The following is a 17,756-nucleotide window of genomic DNA, read 5'->3' as shown; positions in this document are numbered from 1 at the left end:
AACCGCGTCATGACTCCCTTGCCCGCCCCGGTGCGCTGGCTGTATTCCCTCGAATGGCGTCGCGGCTTCTTTGACTGGGCCCGCAGCGACGGCGTGACCTGGGTGTATATCTTCAAGACCCTGGCCGCCGCCTTCCTGACCCTGTGGCTGGCCATGCGCCTGGAGCTGCCCCAGCCGCGCACCGCGATGATCACGGTGTTTATCGTCATGCAGCCGCAAAGCGGGCATGTGTTTGCCAAGAGTTTCTACCGGCTCTTGGGCACCCTGGCCGGGTCGGCGGTGATGGTGCTGCTGATCGCCCTGTTCGCGCAGAACACCGAGCTGTTTCTCGGCGCGCTGGCGATCTGGATCGGGGCCTGTTCGGCGGGGGCTGCGCGCAATCGCAACTTCCGCGCCTATGGTTTCGTGCTGGCCGGCTACACCGCCGCCATGGTCGGCCTGCCCGCCCTGGCCCATCCCGAAGGGGCCTTCATGGCGGCGGTCTGGCGGGTGCTGGAAATCTCCCTGGGGATCGTCTGCTCGACCTTCGTCAGTGCGGCGATTCTCCCGCAGAGCGCCAGCGCGGCCATGCGCAACGCGCTCTACCAGCGTTTCGGCGCGTTTGCCGGGTTTGTCGGCAGCGGCCTGCGCGCGCCCCATGCCGGTGCGGCATTCGAAACCGCCAATATCGGCTTTATCGCCCAGGCCGTGGGCCTTGAGGGCCTGCGCAGCGTCACCGTGTTCGAAGACCCGCACATGCGTCGGCGCAACGGGCGGTTGAACCGATTGAACAGCGAGTTCATGACCCTGACCACCCGCTTCAATGCCCTGCATCAGCTGCTTGAACGCCTGCGTAGCCGCGGGCCGCTGCAGGTGCTGGCGGCCATCGAGCCGGGCTTCCTGGGCCTTGCCGAACTGCTCGACGGTTTTGCCGGACGGGCGCTGACCGATGCCGATGCCAGGCGGCTGGCCATGCAACTGGCAGACTACAAGCTGGCCTTGCCGCAACGGGTCCGCAGCCTGCGGGCGCGCTTCGAGGAAGGCGACCCGGACGCGGCCGGGCAGCTGGAGTTTCATACCGCCTTCGAGCTGCTCTACCGCTTTGTCGAGGAACTGCACAGCTATGCGCTGACCCATGCCTCCCTGGCCGACCATCGTCATGAGCGCGAGCAGTGGGACGAGCCCTATGTGCCGAAGACCAACTGGCTCGCGGCGGCCGCCTCGGGGATCCGTGGTGCCTTTATCCTGATCGTGCTCGGCAGCTACTGGGTGGCGACCGCCTGGCCGAGCGGGGCGACCATGACCCTGATCGCCGCCGCCACGGTCGGCCTGTCGGCGGCCACCCCGAACCCCAAGCGCATGGCCTTCCAGATGGCCTGCGGGACCTTGCTCGGGGCGCTGATCGGCTTCGTCGAGATGTTCTTCATCTTTCCTTCCATCGACGGTTTCCCCCTGCTGTGCATGGTCCTGGCACCGGTATTCGTGTTCGGTGCCTTCCTCGCTTCGCGCCCGGCCTGGATGGGTGTCGGCGTGGGCCTGCTGATCTTCTTCAGCACCGGCTCGGTCCCGGACAACCTGACGATCTACAACCCCTACGGTTTTATCAACGACTATATCGGCATGGTCATCGGCATGCTGGTGTGCGCGGCGGCGGGGGCGATCATCCTGCCGCCCAACAGCCGCTGGCTGTGGCGGCGCCTGGAGCAGGACCTGCGCGAACAGGTGGTGTTCGCCATCAGCGGCAGGCTCAAGGGGCTGGGCTCGACCTTCGAAAGCGGCACCCGTGACCTGTTGCACCAGGCCTATGGTTTCGCCGCGGGGCAGCCGAAGGTGCAGAGCGAGCTGCTGCGCTGGATGTTCGTGGTGCTGGAGGTCGGCCACGCGGTCATCGAATTGCGCAAGGAACAGGCGATCCTCCCGGTGCACCCGGCCTATGCCGAAGCGCAGCCATGGCGCCAGTCGATCCGGGTCATGGGCCGCTCGCTGATGCGCCTGTTCATCCAGCCCAACGCGAGCAACCTGGAGCGCGCGTTGCTGGCGGTGGACCACGCCATCAGCCGGGTCCAGGCCACCGACGAACCTTTTGCCCGGCACTTCGATACCTCGGTGCTGCGCCGGGTCCAGAGCTACCTGCACTTTATCCGTACCTCGCTGCTGGACCCGCGCTCGCCGCTGGCGACCCTGGGCGGCGCACAAGGAAATTCCCATGCCCCGTGAAATCGCGTTCCACGGTCTCTACCTGCCGGCCATGACCCTGCTGTTCCTGATCGCCGCCGGCGTCGGTTGGGCGCTCGACCGTTTTATCGCCAGCCATGACCTGTACCGCTTCTTCTGGCACCCGGCGTTGCTGCGCCTGAGCCTGTTCAGCTGCATTTTCGGCGCCCTGGCGCTCACTGTTTACCGTTGAGAACGACCTGATGAAAAAGCTCTTCAGCCTGATCGCCACCTTGCTGGTCCTGGCCCTTGCGATCTGGATCGGCCGGCTGCTGTGGGTGCAGTACATGGAAAGCCCGTGGACGCGTGACGGCCGTGTGCGCGCCGACATCATCAATGTCGCGGCGGACGTCACCGGTGAGGTAGTGGACGTGCCGGTGCGTGACAACCAGAGAGTGAACAAGGGCGACCTGCTGATGCAGATCGATCCCGAGCACTACCGCATCGCGGTCAAGCAGGCGCAATCGCTGGTGGACTCGCGCAAGGCCACCTGGGAGATGCGCAAGGTCAACGCCCATCGCCGGGCCGACCTGGACAACATGGTGATCTCCAAGGAGAGCCGTGACGATGCCGGCAACCTGGCCGACGCCGCCCTGGCCGACTACCAGCAGGCCCAGGCGCAACTGGAGGCGGCGCAGTTGAACCTGGCGCGGACCCAGGTGCGGGCGGCGGTGGACGGCTATGTCACCAACCTCAACGTGCACCGCGGCGACTATGCGCGGATCGGCGAGGCGAAGATGGCGGTGGTCGACCTGAATTCGTTCTGGGTCTACGGCTTCTTCGAGGAAACCAAGCTGCCCCATGTGCAGGTCGGTGACCTGGCCGATATGCAGTTGATGAGCGGGCAGGTGCTCAAGGGCCATGTGGAGAGTATCTCGCGGGGCATCTACGACCGTGACAACCCGCAAAGCCGCGAGCTGGTCGCCGATGTGAACCCGACCTTCAACTGGGTGCGCCTGGCCCAGCGGGTGCCGGTGCGGATTCATATCGACGAGGTGCCGGACGGGGTGCTGCTGGCGGCGGGGATTACCTGCACGGTGATCGTCAAGCCGGCGGGGGAGTGAAGATCACCATAAGCTTCGCGGCGGTGGTCGGATTGACGGCACTTGTGGGAGCCGGCTTGCCGGCTCCTACGGTTTGCGTGCGGTCATTACAGGGAGTGGTTCAGGCCAAAGCGCTTCATCAGCACCTTTTCCAGCAGGCCCTTGGGCAGCATGGCTGACAGCAACGGCAACGCCCGGCAGCCGTTGCCCAGGCGCAGCAGGCGTGGAGGCTGTGGTTTTTGCGCGGCCTTGAGCAAGTCGGCGGCAAAGCTGGCCGCCGGGGTCGGGTTGTTCTGCGACGCATTGGCCCGGGCGCGAATGCCCTCGCGCAGCGGCCACCAGGGCGAGGTCTCGGCGATCAGTTGCTCGGCCTCATGGCTGGCATTCCTGGCGAACTGGGTATCGATGGCGCCGGGCTGGACTTCCATCACGCGCACGCCGAAGGGCGCCAGTTCCATGCGCAGGGCATCGCTCAAGGCATGGACCGCCGCCTTGGACGCGCAATAGGCGCCGGCGAACGGTGTCACCAGGACACCGGAGACACTGCCGATATTCACCACCAGGCCGTTGTGGCGACGCAGCGCCGCGAGCAGCGCGCGGGTCACGCCGACGATGGCGAAGACATTGGTTTCGAACTGGCGCTGCATGGCCTCGACACCGCCATCGAGCAGCGGTCCCATGGCGCCATAACCGGCATTGTTGATCAGCACATCGAGGCCGGCGTGCTGCTGCTCGATACGTTCGGCCAGTTGTTGCAGGGCCGGGCCATCGTTGACATCGAGTTGCACGGCGGTGAAACCGGCGGAGGCCAGGGCGGCGACATCCCCGGGCTTGCGCGCCGTGGCCCAGACGTCATACCCCGCGTTTCGGAAAGCATCTGCCAGCGCGCGGCCGATGCCGCTGGAACATCCGGTGATCAAGGCTACGGGCATGGCACATCCTTATTGGGCCTGGGAGTCGAAGACCTCCGAGAATACCTTGTCCGTGACAAAAAAGAGCGAATCGAGTCCTTGTTTGATCTTGATCCGGTCGGTGCCATGCATGCGGGTCTGGGCACCGTGGCCGTCGAGAAAGAACAGGGTGGGTACGTACTGGATCTCGATACCGGGCTGCAGCAGCTTGAAGATCGGGTAGCTGAGCTGGAAAAACGCCACCCGCTCCTGATAAGGGCCTGATGCCAGGGCCTCGAGCAGTCGCTTGAGTTGATCGCAGGGCGGGCAGCCGCGGCTGTAGACAAGAACCACCGACGGTTTGGGTCGGATCAGGGGAATCTCCAGGCTGCCCAGGGCCGTACGAAAAGCCCTCCGGGTCTTGATTTCGGTGACTGTGCTCTTGCTTTTCATCCTGACTCCCTGACGGTAGCTTCACCTCCAGGGGGTATTCAACGTCAAATGCACTGGGTTGTAACCTGTCAGAAATGACAGGTGGCAATAAGCCGCTATCTCCGATGTCAGCCGGAAAAACTGCCTTGCAGGCGTTCGGCACGAAATTCCAGGGTTTGTGGACGGTAGCCGGGGCGCAGCGGCGGCATTGGCAGGCAGTCTTCCCAGGCACCTGCGGCCTGGAGTTCACCGGGGCCGCGGTAACGCGGCGCGGTATAACTGTTTTCCGCCAGGTTGACGGTATCGCCCGGAGCATAGGCCGCGATGCGCCAGCGCAGGTCGGTCAGGGGTACGTCGTTGTCGTTTTTCATCTTCAATTGCAGCGGCCGGTCGGCCGGGCAGTGCTCGGGAGCATAGCTGATGCGCATTTCCAGGCGCGCCAGTTGCCGGGCCTCGCGGGTATCCATCCAGGCGACCCAGGCGGCCACCAGTCCCAGCCCGGCCAATGCGGCCATGGACACCGGCAAGGCCTTGGCCGGGTAGCGCAACAGCAGGACCAGCCAGGTGATGATCAGCAGCACGCCGATAAACATGAAAAGCAGCCTCGAAAAGACGGGAAGCATCATCCTAACAGTGTAGGTGGTGCCCTTCACTTCGGGGACGGGGAGGGCGGGTTTTGCATCGCCGGCAAAAAAACACCCCCGCCCCCACTGACTGCGGATAGGGGACGCAGCCAGCGGGGGCGGGGGTGAGTGGAACGCCAGGGCTTACTGGGCGATGGTTTTCACCGAGATGCCGCGCTCGACTGGGGTCGAACGCCCGTAGATATCTTCGAAACGCTCGATATCGTCTTCGCCCAGGTAGCTGCCCGATTGCACTTCGATGATCTCCAGGGGGATCTTGCCCGGGTTGCGCAGGCGGTGCACCGAGGCGATCGGGATGTAGGTGGACTGGTTCTCGCAGAGCAGGAACACGTTCTCGTCGCAGGTCACTTCGGCGGTGCCGCTGACCACGATCCAGTGTTCGGCGCGGTGGTGGTGCATCTGCAACGACAGGCACGCGCCCGGCTTGACCGAGATGTGCTTGACCTGGAAGCGGCCGCCCATGTCCACCGAGTCATAGGAACCCCATGGCCGGTAGACTTCGCAGTGGTTCTGGGTCTCGCTGCGGCCCTGTTCGTTGAGGGTGTTGACCATCTGTTTCACGCCCTGGACCTTGTCCTTGTGGGCGATCATCATCGCGTCCTTGGTTTCCACGACGACGATGTTTTCCAGGCCGATCACCGACACCAGCTTGCCGTTGCCGTGGATCATGCAGTTGCGGCTGTCCTGGATGACCACGTCGCCCTTGCTGACGTTGCCGTTCTCGTCCTTTTCATGCACGTCCCACAGCGACGACCAGCAACCGACATCGCTCCAGCCGGCGCTCAGCGGTACCACACAGGCGCGCTGGGTCTTTTCCATCACCGCGTAGTCGATGGAGTTGTCCGGGCACTGGGCGAAAGTGGCTTCGTCCAGGGTCACGGTATCGGCGTCCTGGTGGCTGCGTTCGAGGGTCAGCAGGCAGGTGTCGTAGATATCCGGATCGTGTTTCTTCAGCTCTTCGAGGAAACGGCTGGCGCGGAACAGGAACATGCCGCTGTTCCAGAAGTAACCGCCGGCTTCGACGAACTCGATGGCGCGTTTTTCATCGGGCTTCTCGACGAAGTGCGAGACGCGGCTGACGCCTTCGGGCAGCAGCGCATCGTTGCTCGACTTGATGTAGCCATAACCGGTTTCCGGTTTGGTCGCCGGTACGCCGAACAGCACCATCTCGCCACGCTCGGCGGCCACGGTAGCCAGGGCCAGGGCGCGTTGCAGGGCTTTCTGGTCGTCCAGCACGTGGTCGGCGGGCAGCACCAGCATCAACTCGTCGCGACCTTCGTTGATCAGCATCATCGCGGTCAGGGCCACGGCCGGCGCGGTGTTGCGGCCGAACGGTTCCATCAGGATGCGCTGGGCCTCGAGGTGGCGGTTGCTCAACTGTTCGTTGACGATGAAGCGATGGTCCTTGTTGCAGACCACGATAGGCGTGTCCATGCCTTCGAACACCAGGCGCTCGAGGGTCTGCTGGAACAGCGTCTGTTCGCCGGTGAGGGCGAGGAACTGCTTGGGAAACTGCTTGCGCGAAAGCGGCCAAAGACGTGAGCCGCTACCACCTGACAGGATTACCGGAATCATGTTGTTACTCCTTTAAGCAATGTATGGGTTAGAGCTACTGCGGTTGGTCGTTTCACTCTCTTGTTGTTGTCCGTGTCCGAATGGCCAACGCGATTCCTTGTGGCGGCCAGCAAGCCGGCTCCCACAGGGGGCGTGGGCCATTCGGAAAATCATCAGCGGGTCGACACCGGGCGCTTGACCCAGACCGGCGACAGGCTGCTGCCGCTGCCGGTGACGTAGAGCACCGCCGCTTCACCGCGCTCCAGGGCCACCGGCTTGAGGTCGCTGACCTTCTGGTTGCCTTCGTAGAGGGCGAAGCTGACCTTCACCGGGTTGATCTCGCGCTCGCCGCGGCCCTTGGCGGCCACGGACTCGACCACGGCGGTCTTGCCGTCGGCGGTCTTCAGGGTCAGGGCCTTGTCACTCAGGTTCTGTACCCGCACCAGGGACTTCTGCTTGTTCTTGAACGGCGGTTCCTCGATCAGCTGCGGCTGGCCGCTGGCGTTGTTGACCAGGGTGTAATAGTGGTCGGCGGCGAGTTTCACCGGCAGGCTCTGGCTGCCGACCTTGGCGCTGTAGTCGCCACCGGGCATGAAGCTGAAATCGCTGCTGGCCAGGGGCGCGACATCGCTGAGGGCGGTGGCGCCGACGGTGGCGCTGACTTCCTGGTTGCTGGCGTTGTACAGGCGCACGAAGCTCGAACCCTTCGGTGCGGTCGGACCGTACAGGGCGGCGTCGCCGCCGGCCCAGACCTGTAGCGAGAGCAGGCTCAGGCCTGCGGCCATGGCCAGGGTCTTGACGGTGTTTTTACGAGTAGTGTTGAAGGTCATGGGGCATACCTCTTTCAGTTTTGCGCCTGTACAGGCGACTCGGATCGGGTGGTGTTCTGCACCAGGTTCTGTTGGCGGATACCAGCGGCTTTGAGTTGCGCGACCCACTGCGGGTCGGCATCGCCGATTTCGTTGTTGACCGGCAGGTAGCGTTCCGGGAATTCCCAGATCAGCACCTGTGGCGGGTTGTTCTTGAAGGCGTCGCTTTTCAGGTAGGCGAGCATCGGCAGGATCGGGCCGTGGCCGTCCTCGGCGTAATTCACCACGTCGCTGTGCAGGGCCTGCTTGAGGGCGCCGACGAAGTTCCAGTTCGGATTGGCGCTGTAGCTGGTGCCGATCAGCGCCACCGGCACTTCGTTGTCGGCGAACAGCGCGTCGTCGGCGGCCGGCTGGTCGTCCGCGGCACGGGTGATGCGTTTTTCCAGCGGTTCCTGCGGCGGCATCAGGTTGTCGAACAGCGGATCCAGCGGCAGGAACAGGGTCAGGTCGCCCTTGTGCTGCTCGGTCTTCTCGGCTTCGGTGACAAAGCGCTGCGGCGTGCCGCTGAGCGGCGCCTGTGCGGCGATGGCGCTGGCCAGCTGGGCAGCGGCGATCTGCGCGCCGTCCGGGGTCCAGTGGGTGTCGGTACGCAGGAATACCTGGCGGCCCTGTTGCTTGGCCTGTTGCAGCGGGCCGAGCAGGTCGGGGGCGAGGATCCGGTCGGCGGCGACGCGGGCATGGAAATCCTCGTAGAGGTTGGCGTGGATGCTCGCCGGGCGGACTTCACCCAGGTGTTCCGGGTACAGCCGGACCTTGGCCGGAACGATGGCCATCACCAGATTCACGCCTTTGGCCTTGAGGGTCTGGCGCACGCCTTCGACCAGGGCGTAGTTGCCCTGCAGGTTCTGCTGCTCGTTGGCGATGGGGTTGAATTCCTCGTCGCTGTAGAGCCAGTGGTCGCGGCCCAGCACCACGCCCGGACGGCCTTCGTTGAACAGCTTGAAGTCCAGCGCGGCCCAGAGGTTGGTACCCAGGCGCTTGATCGGGAACTCGCCGTCGTAGTGAGTCTCGATGGCCTTGGTCCAGCGGCCGTTGAGCACGGTCGCGTCGGCGTTGGTGCTGAAGCCGATGAAGCTGCGCAGGGACCACAGCCCCAGCGCCAGCAAGGTGACGAGGAACAGGGCGATGTAGAGGATGCGTAATGAGCGGGTCATGGTCGGCTCCCTCAGAACTGGAAGTAGAGGAACGGCGAGAAGCTTTGCGCCGAAAGTTTGAGAATCGAGGCGATGAACAGCAGCAGCACCAGGGCGCGCATCAGGTAGCGCGGCCAGTCGGCCACCCAGTAGGCCGGTTGCACCTGGGCTTCGACGCCGACGTTGTAGCCGGGCTCGTGGATGCTGCCGGCCGCTTCGCCGGGGGCGGCCTTGATCAGGCCGGGTTGCGCGGTGGCCGGACCGTCGGCGGGCTTGGCCTTCGGCGCGGGCGGGTTGCTGTAGAAATCGCGCAGGCCGAAGAACGCCAGGGTCGCGTAGGCCACCACCAGGGTCGCCACTTGCAGGCCGGTGAGGCTGGCGCGGTTGAGCTCCGACAGCGACCAGTCGCTGAAGCTGAACATGGCGCCGTACATGCGGCCGGCCACGTGCAGGTTCTCGGCACGGAAGATCACCCAGCCCATGATCACCAGCAGGAAGGTCAGCGCCCAGCGGATCGGGTTGAAGCTGCGTGGCGTGGTGTTGATGCCCAGGGCTTTTTCGATCGCCAGCCACATGCCATGCCAGGCGCCCCAGACGATGTAGGTGATGTTCGCGCCGTGCCACAGGCCACCGAGCAGCATGGTCAGGAACAGGTTGCGATAGGTGGTCAGGGTGCCTTTGCGGTTACCGCCCAGGGTGATGTAGAGGTAGTCGCGCAGCCAGGTCGACAGGCTGATGTGCCAGCGCCGCCAGAACTCGGTGATCGACTGGCTGATATAGGGCTGCTTGAAGTTCTCCATGAAGCGGAAGCCCATCATCAGGCCGAGGCCGATGGCCATGTCGCTGTAGCCGGAGAAGTCGAAGTACAGCTGTGCGGTGTAGGCCAGGGCACCGAGCCAGGCGTCGCCGGTGGTCGGGTTCTGCAGGGCGAAGCAGTGATCGGCGACCACCGCCAGGGTATCGGCGATGAAGACCTTCTTGATGAAGCCCTGCATGAACCGCGTGGCACCTTCGGAGAATTTGTCGAGGGTGTGGGTGCGGTTGTTGAACTGGTCGGCGAGGTCGCGAAAGCGCAGCACGGGACCGGCGATCAGGTGCGGGAAGATCGCCACGAAGGCCGCGAAGTCGATCAGGTTGCGGGTCGCCGGGGTATCGCCACGGTAGACGTCGATGATGTAGCTGATGGACTCGAAGATGTAGAACGAGATACCGATCGGCAGCAGCACGTGGGTCAGGATGAAGGGCTCGAGACCGAACGAGGTCATGATCGCGTTGAGGCTGTCGACCCCGAAGTTGGCGTACTTGAAGTAGCCGAGGATGCACAGGTCGACGGCCACGCCCAGCAGCAGCCAGCGCTGGGCCGGCCTGGTGCGTACGCCGGCGGCGCCGACCTTGAGGCCGATCCAGTAGTTCCACAGGGTGACGCCGGCGAACAGCGCCAGGAAGTCCACCCGCCACCACGCGTAGAACACGTAGCTGGCGATCAGCAACAGCAGGTTGCGATAGCGTTGCCCGCTCAGGTAGTACAAGCCGAGAAAGATCGGCAGGAACAGGAACAGGAACACATTGGATGAAAATACCATCCCGATCTCTCCTTGTTTAATCAACGTTCAAGGGCCGAAGCCCCCCCAAACCCCCCATGAAAACCGGGGAGTGTCGATCGTTCCCTCGCTCTGCGGGGGAACGCCTCTCTGGACGCTCCGCGTCCGCTTTGTGACGCGGAGCGTCACGGGCTGCATGCCCACGCAGAGCGTGGGAACGATCGGTCAATCCACTAGGCTCACCTGTAGGAGCTGGCTTGCCAGCGATGGGGCCAGTGAGCCTTGCATCGCCTGTTCGGCCGTTATCGCCAGCAAGCCGGCTCCCACAAAAAAGAGCGGTGTGCCGGGTGCTACTGGTTGCCCTTTTCGTGCGTCGGGTCGTAGACCTTGGTCAGGTCGCCGCCGAGGCGGAAGGTCTTGAACGGTTGCATCCCATGCTTGCGTTCGAGCACATCCGCCGGGCAGGTGTAGAGCGTGCAGAACGGTTCGAGCCAGGCGAATTTCGAGTCGACCTTGAGGTCGGTCATGTCCTGTTCCTTGCCGTTCCTGGCCTGGAACTCGCCGGGATCCTTGACCCCGGCCAGCACCCGGTCACCCAGGCGCTTGAGCGCACCGTTGTTTTCCTGGCGCAGGTCGACGCCGTTGACCAGGGCGAAGCTGGCGATCATCGCCAACGGCGGCAACGCGTAGTTGTGGTAGGCCAGGGCGCGTTGCTGGCGCTTGAGTTCGTTGGGCAGGAAACCCTGCGGGTCGACCTGGTTGGCGCCGACCTTGTATTCCTTCACGGCCCAGTCGAAGAGGTCGCGGCGGTCGGTGGCGATGGCGGTAGCCATCACTGACCAGGCGGCCCAGTACGAGTGATTGTTGGTCTTCTCCAGCGGCAGGTTGTCCCAGTCGCTGACCACCTGGTCGGCCATCTTGCCGAACCAGGCCTCGATCTGCTGCGCTTCCTTCTGGTGGGTCGCCAGCGGATGGGAGTCGGAGAACTTCAGGCGGATATAGGCCGAGGCCATGCTGCCCAGGGCCCATTTGCGCATGGACTTGCCGGTGTGGTTGAAGTCCTTGGACATCAGCGCATCGGCCTGGGCCCAGGCGGTGAGCCAGCTCAGGGTGCAGCTCAACTGTTCCGGACGACCGTCGCGCATGAACTGCATCACGCGCTTGCTGGTGCCGCGTTCCATCGTGGTGATATCGGCGGTGGTGTCGCGAAAGGCCTTTTCCGACTGCACGTTGAGGGTCGCGCGGGCCTTGTCGGAGCCCTCGTATTTGCTGCGGAACTGCAACTGCCCGGTGTAGGGCTGGGGCATGGTGTCGCAGCCTTCGCTGTTGTCACCGGTCTTGAACTTGTCGACGGCGGCGAAGTAGCCCTGTGGCGGGCGCAGCGGCGCAGCGGCCCCGGCCGAGCCGGCGACCATCGCGAGGGCCAGCATTGATGGAGCCAGGAGGGAGGGAGCGAGCAATGTGCGGAGTTTCATCGGTAGGCACCTCATAACCCGGCCTGCGCCCTGTGGGGCTCAGCGCTGGGGAATACGTTGCGTTTGCAGATCTTCGCCTCGACTTTCTGCGGTGCGGTGCCCGCTTCCGGGCCCTGGACTTCGACGGCCAGCAGGTTCTGGTTGGCCCAGTCTTCGTCGGTGCGCAGTTCGAAGGCGAAACGTCCGTCCGTGTCGGAGGTTTCCGGTTTCTCGATCTTGATGTCCTCGTGGCGCCCGTTCATGTACCAGAGGGTGGCGTGCAGGGTTTTCACCGAGGTGTCGGCGAAGCGGATGTCGACCTGGTGAGCGCTGTTGCGCAGGTCGCGGTTGTTGCTGTTGACCAGCAGTTCGTTCTTGCCCGGCTTGACCGTGGTGTTGGCGCTCATGTCGGCGCTCTTGCCCTCGCAGCCGTTGTCGAGCAGCGCCATCATCTGCCGGTAGATGGTTTCCTGGTCGAGGCGATACAGCGGCGAGAATTCCCAGATAAGGATCTTCGGCGGGGTCTTCTGGAATTCGTCGCTGCCCAGGTACTGCAGCATCGAACCCTCGAGGCCGCCGCCGGGGAAGGCGACGTTGAGGATGTCGGCTCCGATGTACTGTTGCAGGAAGCCGGCGAAGTTGTAGTTCTTGCCGCTGTGACTGGTCCCCACCAGGGTGATCTGCGGGTTGCCGGAATCGCCGAACAGGTCGCCGTCTCCCGCCTCGCCCTTGGGCTCGGTGCTGAACTGTTCCATGTACTGGATCGCGTAGCTGGTGCCGCACAACTGGCCGGCCATGTTGTGCAGGGTGCCGGTCTTGCCCATGCGCCCGGAGACCTTGGTCTCGAATTCGCGATGGGGAATGTCGGCGAAGCCGGGGACTTTTTTCACCGTCTCGGCGACGATCTTCGCGGTGCGCTCGGCGCCGTATGGCGTCCAGTGCTGGTCGCCGCGGAAGTAGAAATCGTGGGCCTGCTGTTCGTTGGTCAGGGGCGACAGGTCCGGGACGTGATAGCCCATTTTCGCGAAGCGCCCGAGCATGGCCTGGTAGTTGTGCAGGGCCTTCTCGTAATCGAACTTGTCGCGTTCGGCCGGGAACAGTTTGTTGCGATCCACCAGGCCGCGGGTCGGCTGGTAGACCACCACCAGTTCCACGCCCTTGCTCTTGAAGGCGTCGTGCAACTGTTGCATGCGCTTGTAGCCGGCCGGCGTGGTGTCGAATTCGGTGCGCAGGTCTTCCTGGGTACGGAACAGCCAGTCGCCCTGGGCCTGGACCAGCGTGGTGAAGTTCTGCTGGTAGCGGGTGACGTAGTTCTTCGCGTCATGGGCCGCCGGGCACAGGCTGCAGCAGGGCTGCGCGGTGAAGTTCGGCGCCTGGACTTCCTCGGCCCGCAGGTTGCCGCTGGCGGCGAAGATCGCGGCGGCGAGGCCGGACAGGCCTAGGAGTTTGATCAGGTGTGGGTTCATAAAGGTCATCCTCAATCCCGCAGTTGGGTCTGGCGTTCGACGGGGTCGATCAGCACGGCTTTCTGCTGGCGTACCAGCAGGTCGAGAATTTCATCCTGGCGATCGCCGAGAATCCCGGTGAAGCTGATGCCGCTGTTCTTCGCCGGGGCGAGCATGGACACCCGGTACAGCTCGACACTCAGCGGCGAGTCGATGGACAGCGGGCCGCTGCCATTGCCGGCCAGTTCGCCGCCGACCACGATCAGCGAGACTTCGGCGTCGAACGGGTCGAGCTTGATGTCGCGGTCGGTGTCGGTCAGGTCCTTGATGTGGCCGTAGATGCCCGTCAGGCCGTTGGCCATGGATACGTTCTCGTACAGGCGGATGTTCACGCTGTTGCGGATACGGATGCCGTGGCGCTTGTTGCTGATCACCTTGTTGCCATAGATCAGGTTGTCGGCACTCTCGTAGAGGGTGATGCCGTCGGTGTGGTTCTTGTAGATCTCGTTGTAGGCGATCAGGTTGTTGACGCTGTTACGGTCGATCACCAGGCCCGAGAGGTGGTTGTCATAGCTGCGGTTGTTGAAGATGAAGCTGTCGTTCACTTCCCGGGAAATGATGATGCCGTGCTTCTTCTTGGTCCCATGGACGGTGTTGTCGGCGATGATCAGCCGGTGCGAACGGTCGTGGGGGTCGATGCCGTAGACGATGTTGTCGCGGTAGGTATTGCCCTTGACCACGAAGTCGCGGGTCTCGTAGCAGTAGAAGCCGTACCACATGTCCGAGAACTGCGAGCCGATGATCCAGCCGGTCGGCTCGGGCCGCTTGAGGACCTTGGCCATGTTCGGCGTGTACTGGGAAATACTCACGCCGTAGGACTTGCTGTTGGCGTAGCCGAAGCTGGCCATCTGGCTGTTGACGATATAGGTCTCGGTGCCGCCCCAGGCGAGCAGGAACGGCCGGAACTCCTTGGGCGAGCGGAAGGTGGCCGGGCCGTTGTCCGCTTCGCGCCAGCCGGTGACCTTGGTGTCACGGATGAACAGCTGGCCATCGTTGACCAGGAACGAACCGCCTTCCTGGGACAGCCGCAGTTCCTGGGTCTGCCGGTCGATTTCGAGGATGCCCTTGCGCCCGACGACGATCGGCAGCCTGGCGAGGAACACACCCGGCGAGGTTTCGCTGATGTAGTTCTTCGGCAGTTTCTTGCTCAGGTCCTTGAGGTTGATATAGCCATCGTCGACGAAGATCGCCTGGGGAATGCCGTGCTGGCGGACCACCCATTCGGCCATCTTGTTGTCGCCGCCGATAAAGTCCTTCAGGGCGTCTTCCTGCATCATCCGGCGCACGCTGATCTTGCCCGGTTTGCTGCGCACGATCTTCGCCGCCGCCGCTTCGGCGGTGTAGCCACTGAGGTCCGGCAGCTTCGGTTTTTCCAGGTGCAGCGGTTCGGTCGGTGCGCTGCTGACGGTGTAGGTCTTGGCCTGTTGCAGCTCCTTGGCGATGATCGGCGCGCGCTCGGTCCTGGCGAGCGGCTGCTCGGCATTGCCGAAGGCGGCGCCGCTGGCCAGCAGCAGGGCTGCGGCCAGGACACTGAGCGGGCCTTGCATGGCGATATGGTTCATCTCGGACACTCCCTTCGCGAGCTGCATCAGAAGCGCCAGATCACGTCAATGAACGCGCGGTGCATATAGGAATCGACGTCTTTGCCGTAGGCATCGCCCGGCTTGAACACGCCGCCGCGAAAGCGCACCAGCGCCGAGGGTTCATCGATGGATTGGCTGAGGGCCGCCGGCAGCAGGCCCTGCTTGAAGTACTTGGTGACCACCAGGTCCATCTCCTGGCCCATGTCTTTCTTGCCGTCCTGCAACGGCAGTGAAGTGCTGGAGAGCAGGGCGCCGGTGGCGTCGTCATAGTTGTTCTGCACGGCGTTGATGCCGTTGCTGCCGACGTCCTTGTTGCCGTCGACGCGCCAGAACTTGTGGTAGACCAGACTGGCGTCGTAGTCCTCGCGCAACTGCCAGGAGCCGAACAGGGTGGCGGTCTGCAGGTTGTTCAGTTCACCGCGGAAGGCTTCGCCGAAGCGGTGGGTGCGCGAACGGGTGCCGGTGAAATTCGAGCGGTTGCTTTCCAGGCCGTTCTGTTCGTAGTCGCCGCTGGCGCGGGCATAGGCCGCGCCGACCTGCCAGTTCGGATCGAGGCGCACGCGGATACCCAGGTCGGTGGCCCAGCCGTTGATGCTGTCGCTGTGCTTGGCGTCGACCGGGCGGCTGCCGTCGGCGTTGAGCGCATTGACGCTGTCGCGGTTGCCGCTCATGCCGGTGAGGCTGGCCCAGTAGTTGACGGTGTTGGTGTTGCGCCAGTTATAGGCGTCGCTGTTGGCTTCCAGGCCGAGCCAGGTCAGGTCGCCGTTTTCCTTCTTGTCCAGCGGATCGGCGGCGACACCGGGTGTCGGGTAGTCGAGCTTGCCGTCGTCGTGGGTGTGATGGGCGCGCACGCCGATCCACTGCCCGGGTGTCCACTGGTAGGCGACATCGCCATAGACATGCAGGCGGTCCTTGTCCTTGGGCGCCAGTTCCGTGAGGTCGGTGCGGTACTCGCTGAAGCGCTCGGCGGCACCCAGGTTGGCCCGCAGCAGCGTGGTGTCGAAGGTCCAGTTCAGCGCTTCGATATTGGTGTCGCGCCATTGTCCGTCATCGTTGCGCAGGCGTTGCCGACCGAACTTGAGCAGCTCGCCCGGATAAGGCGTCAGGCCTTTGTAGCCGACCCAGAATTCGCGCAGGGCCAGGTAGCTCTTGTCCGGCTTGCGGGCATCGTTGCCCGAGGTTTCCTGGCTGCCATCGGACTGCTGCAGGGTGTCGGTCTCGATGATGTCGGTGGCGGTCACGGCCTGGCCCATGGCGTAGGCGCTCCAGTTGCCGCGTTCGCCGTAGGCCCATGGGCGCAGGTCGAGGCCGACGCCGTTGGCGTCGCCGCCCTTGAGGGTGCCGAGGTCGCGGTCGTCTTCCGATTGCGCGGTGATCTTCACTTCCAGGCCGAAATTCTGGGTGTCGCTGAGCGCTGCCAGGGTCGGTGTGGACCAGGCCAGGGCGAAGCCCATCAGGACAAAGCTCTGGCCGATACCGGCCTTCACGAAAGGATTGAGTGTCATAGGGTTTTTTCCTCGCTGTCGCCTTCTTGCAGGGCTTGTTGCAGGTCCAGCGGGTTACGGCTCAGGGTCCCGCGCAGGCGCTGCTCCTGTTGCAGCAGGCGCTGGGCATCGGCGCGTTGCGCGGGCGGCAGTTGTTCTTCGAGTTGTTGGGCCAGCTCATTGGCCTGCGGCGTGTCCTGGGCCTTGGCCAGCTGGCTGAAGACGTAGGCGTTGAGCGGATCGGGCTTGGTCCCGCGCCCCTGGGAAAACAGCTGGGCGATGGCGAAGTCGGCGCTGTTCTGGCCGTTGCGGGCGGCCTTGAGCAGGTGGTCGAGGGCCTTCTGCGGGTAGACCTGGCCGAGGTAGCCGCGGCGGTAGATCTGTCCCAGGTAGTAGTCGGCGGCGACTTCCCTGCCGAGGGCTTTCTGGAAATGCGCCTCGGCCTGCCTGGCATCCGCCGGCACCCACTTGCCTTCGTAGTAGAGCTTGCCCAGCAGCAGTTCAGCGCGGGGCTGGTCGGCCGCGCGGCCGTTGTTGAGGTACTCCATCATCTGGTCGACGTCGCCCAGGTCCGGGAAGTCGTAGAGCAGTTGCGCCAGGCTGACCCAGGAGGCCGGGTAGCCGGGGGCGACCTGTTCGAGCATCGCCTGGGCGGTTTTCGCGTCCGGCTGGCCGAGGGTCGAATCGCTGAGCACGCGGGCCACGCTGTCCATCCGCTGGGCACCGACGGTGCCACGGCTGTAGGCGGCCTGCAGTTGCTTGAGCAGTTCGGCCTGCTGGTCCGGCTGGGCACGTTTCTGGTACACGGTGGCGAGTTCGACGTAGCAGATATCCGTGCTGTTGAGCGCGGCCTTGCAGATCTTTTCCACCTCGTCCAGGTGCTGGTCGTAGGTGTCCTGGGTACGGTAGAGCAGCACTTGCGCCAGGCCCGCTTCCGGATAGCCGGCGCTGCGCCATTGGCTGATCTGCCGCTGGGCATCGACACCGGGGAAGCTCTGCGGGAATTGCAGGTAGAGCATCGCCAGGGGGATCAGGGTGTTGCCTTCACCGTTGGCGAAGGCCTTTTTCAGCAGGCCTTCGGCTTCGTGGTGTTCGGCCTCGGTCGCGCCGGGCTTGGCCACCAGCAACCGGCCCAGGCGTGCCTGGGCACGGGGCGAGGTGTCGGCGGCGGCGCGGTAGGTCGCTTCCGCCTGCCTGATCTGCGCCGGATCGCGGCTTTCCACCTGGATATCGGCCAGGCCGACCTGTGCGTCGCTGTAGCCCAGGTCCGCCAGCTTGCGATAATTCTGCTCGGCCAGGGCGGTATCGCCGCGCTTGAGCGCTTCGTTGGCCAGGCGCTGGTCGGGCAGGCCGGCGCAACCGGCCAGGCTGATCGCCATGGCCAGTGTCAGCGGTAGGGGCAGGGTTCGTAAGGTCGTCACAGGCATGTCC

The 17,756-nt window shown here is 64.2% G+C and carries 15 protein-coding genes; 3 read left to right on the top strand and 12 right to left on the bottom strand.

Features of this window, described 5'->3' with window-relative positions:
- Positions 1-9: 9 nt before the first annotated feature.
- Genes ACL9RJ_RS09630 through ACL9RJ_RS09620 form a run of 3 tightly spaced genes read left to right on the top strand, consistent with a single transcriptional unit; the run spans position 10 to position 3,257 of the window.
- Positions 10-2,196, top strand: coding sequence for an FUSC family protein (locus ACL9RJ_RS09630; protein WP_177119657.1), 2,187 nt, complete (start codon positions 10-12; stop codon positions 2,194-2,196).
- Entirely contained in the window at positions 2,186-2,386 is a 201-nt protein-coding gene (locus tag ACL9RJ_RS09625) for a DUF1656 domain-containing protein (protein WP_017124129.1), read from the top strand. Before ACL9RJ_RS09630 ends, ACL9RJ_RS09625 begins: the two co-directional genes overlap by 11 nt.
- Before the next feature lie 10 nt (positions 2,387-2,396).
- A complete protein-coding gene (locus ACL9RJ_RS09620; RefSeq protein ID WP_177119658.1) occupies positions 2,397-3,257 on the top strand; it encodes an HlyD family secretion protein in 861 nt (286 codons plus the stop codon).
- Between the two features lie 86 nt (positions 3,258-3,343).
- Here ACL9RJ_RS09620 and ACL9RJ_RS09615 read toward each other — a convergent pair whose 3' ends face one another.
- The 12 genes from ACL9RJ_RS09615 to algK form a co-directional block, all read right to left on the bottom strand.
- A complete protein-coding gene (locus ACL9RJ_RS09615; protein ID WP_422765175.1) occupies positions 3,344-4,168 on the bottom strand; it encodes an SDR family oxidoreductase in 825 nt (274 codons plus the stop codon).
- 9 nt (positions 4,169-4,177) lie between these two features.
- Positions 4,178-4,579 carry a thioredoxin domain-containing protein gene (locus tag ACL9RJ_RS09610; protein ID WP_017124126.1) on the bottom strand — a complete coding sequence of 134 codons (402 nt, stop codon included), beginning with the start codon at positions 4,577-4,579 and terminating at the stop codon, positions 4,178-4,180.
- Positions 4,580-4,686: 107 nt separating this feature from the next.
- Positions 4,687-5,151, bottom strand: a complete 465-nt coding sequence (locus tag ACL9RJ_RS09605; protein WP_017124125.1) for a hypothetical protein — start codon at positions 5,149-5,151, stop codon at positions 4,687-4,689.
- Between the two features lie 174 nt (positions 5,152-5,325).
- Positions 5,326-6,777, bottom strand: a complete 1,452-nt coding sequence (locus ACL9RJ_RS09600; protein WP_017124124.1) for a mannose-1-phosphate guanylyltransferase/mannose-6-phosphate isomerase — start codon at positions 6,775-6,777, stop codon at positions 5,326-5,328.
- 152 nt (positions 6,778-6,929) lie between these two features.
- Positions 6,930-7,586 (bottom strand): alginate O-acetyltransferase AlgF, encoded by a 657-nt coding sequence (locus tag ACL9RJ_RS09595; RefSeq protein WP_017124123.1) that lies wholly within the window; start codon positions 7,584-7,586, stop codon positions 6,930-6,932.
- 14 nt (positions 7,587-7,600) lie between these two features.
- Positions 7,601-8,779, bottom strand: a complete 1,179-nt coding sequence (locus ACL9RJ_RS09590) for an alginate O-acetyltransferase (protein WP_177119660.1) — start codon at positions 8,777-8,779, stop codon at positions 7,601-7,603.
- A gap of 11 nt (positions 8,780-8,790) precedes the next feature.
- The gene (locus ACL9RJ_RS09585; protein ID WP_177146746.1) at positions 8,791-10,341 is read right to left on the bottom strand and encodes an MBOAT family O-acyltransferase; all 1,551 of its coding nucleotides are present in this window, start codon (positions 10,339-10,341) and stop codon (positions 8,791-8,793) included.
- A 308-nt stretch (positions 10,342-10,649) separates the two neighbouring features.
- The gene (locus ACL9RJ_RS09580) at positions 10,650-11,774 is read right to left on the bottom strand and encodes a mannuronate-specific alginate lyase (protein WP_177128366.1); all 1,125 of its coding nucleotides are present in this window, start codon (positions 11,772-11,774) and stop codon (positions 10,650-10,652) included.
- A gap of 11 nt (positions 11,775-11,785) precedes the next feature.
- On the bottom strand, positions 11,786-13,219 hold the full coding sequence (locus tag ACL9RJ_RS09575) for an alginate O-acetyltransferase (protein WP_422765173.1): 1,434 nt from the start codon (positions 13,217-13,219) through the stop codon (positions 11,786-11,788).
- Between the two features lie 11 nt (positions 13,220-13,230).
- Positions 13,231-14,847, bottom strand: a complete 1,617-nt coding sequence (gene algG / locus ACL9RJ_RS09570) for a mannuronan 5-epimerase AlgG (RefSeq protein ID WP_103033080.1) — start codon at positions 14,845-14,847, stop codon at positions 13,231-13,233.
- Positions 14,847-16,346, bottom strand: a complete 1,500-nt coding sequence (locus ACL9RJ_RS09565) for an alginate export family protein (RefSeq protein ID WP_177128363.1) — start codon at positions 16,344-16,346, stop codon at positions 14,847-14,849. The genes algG and ACL9RJ_RS09565 overlap by 1 nt, the downstream gene beginning before the upstream one ends.
- On the bottom strand, positions 16,343-17,752 hold the full coding sequence (gene algK, locus ACL9RJ_RS09560) for an alginate biosynthesis TPR repeat lipoprotein AlgK (RefSeq protein WP_042934519.1): 1,410 nt from the start codon (positions 17,750-17,752) through the stop codon (positions 16,343-16,345). Before algK ends, ACL9RJ_RS09565 begins: the two co-directional genes overlap by 4 nt.
- Between the last annotated feature and the right edge of the window lie 4 nt (positions 17,753-17,756).

This window comes from Pseudomonas sp. Mn2068, assembly GCF_049319725.1.
Lineage (GTDB): Bacteria > Pseudomonadota > Gammaproteobacteria > Pseudomonadales > Pseudomonadaceae > Aquipseudomonas > Aquipseudomonas gingeri.
The sequence above is the reverse complement of the archived record's forward strand: the minus strand, read 5'-3'. Positions and strand labels throughout refer to the sequence as shown.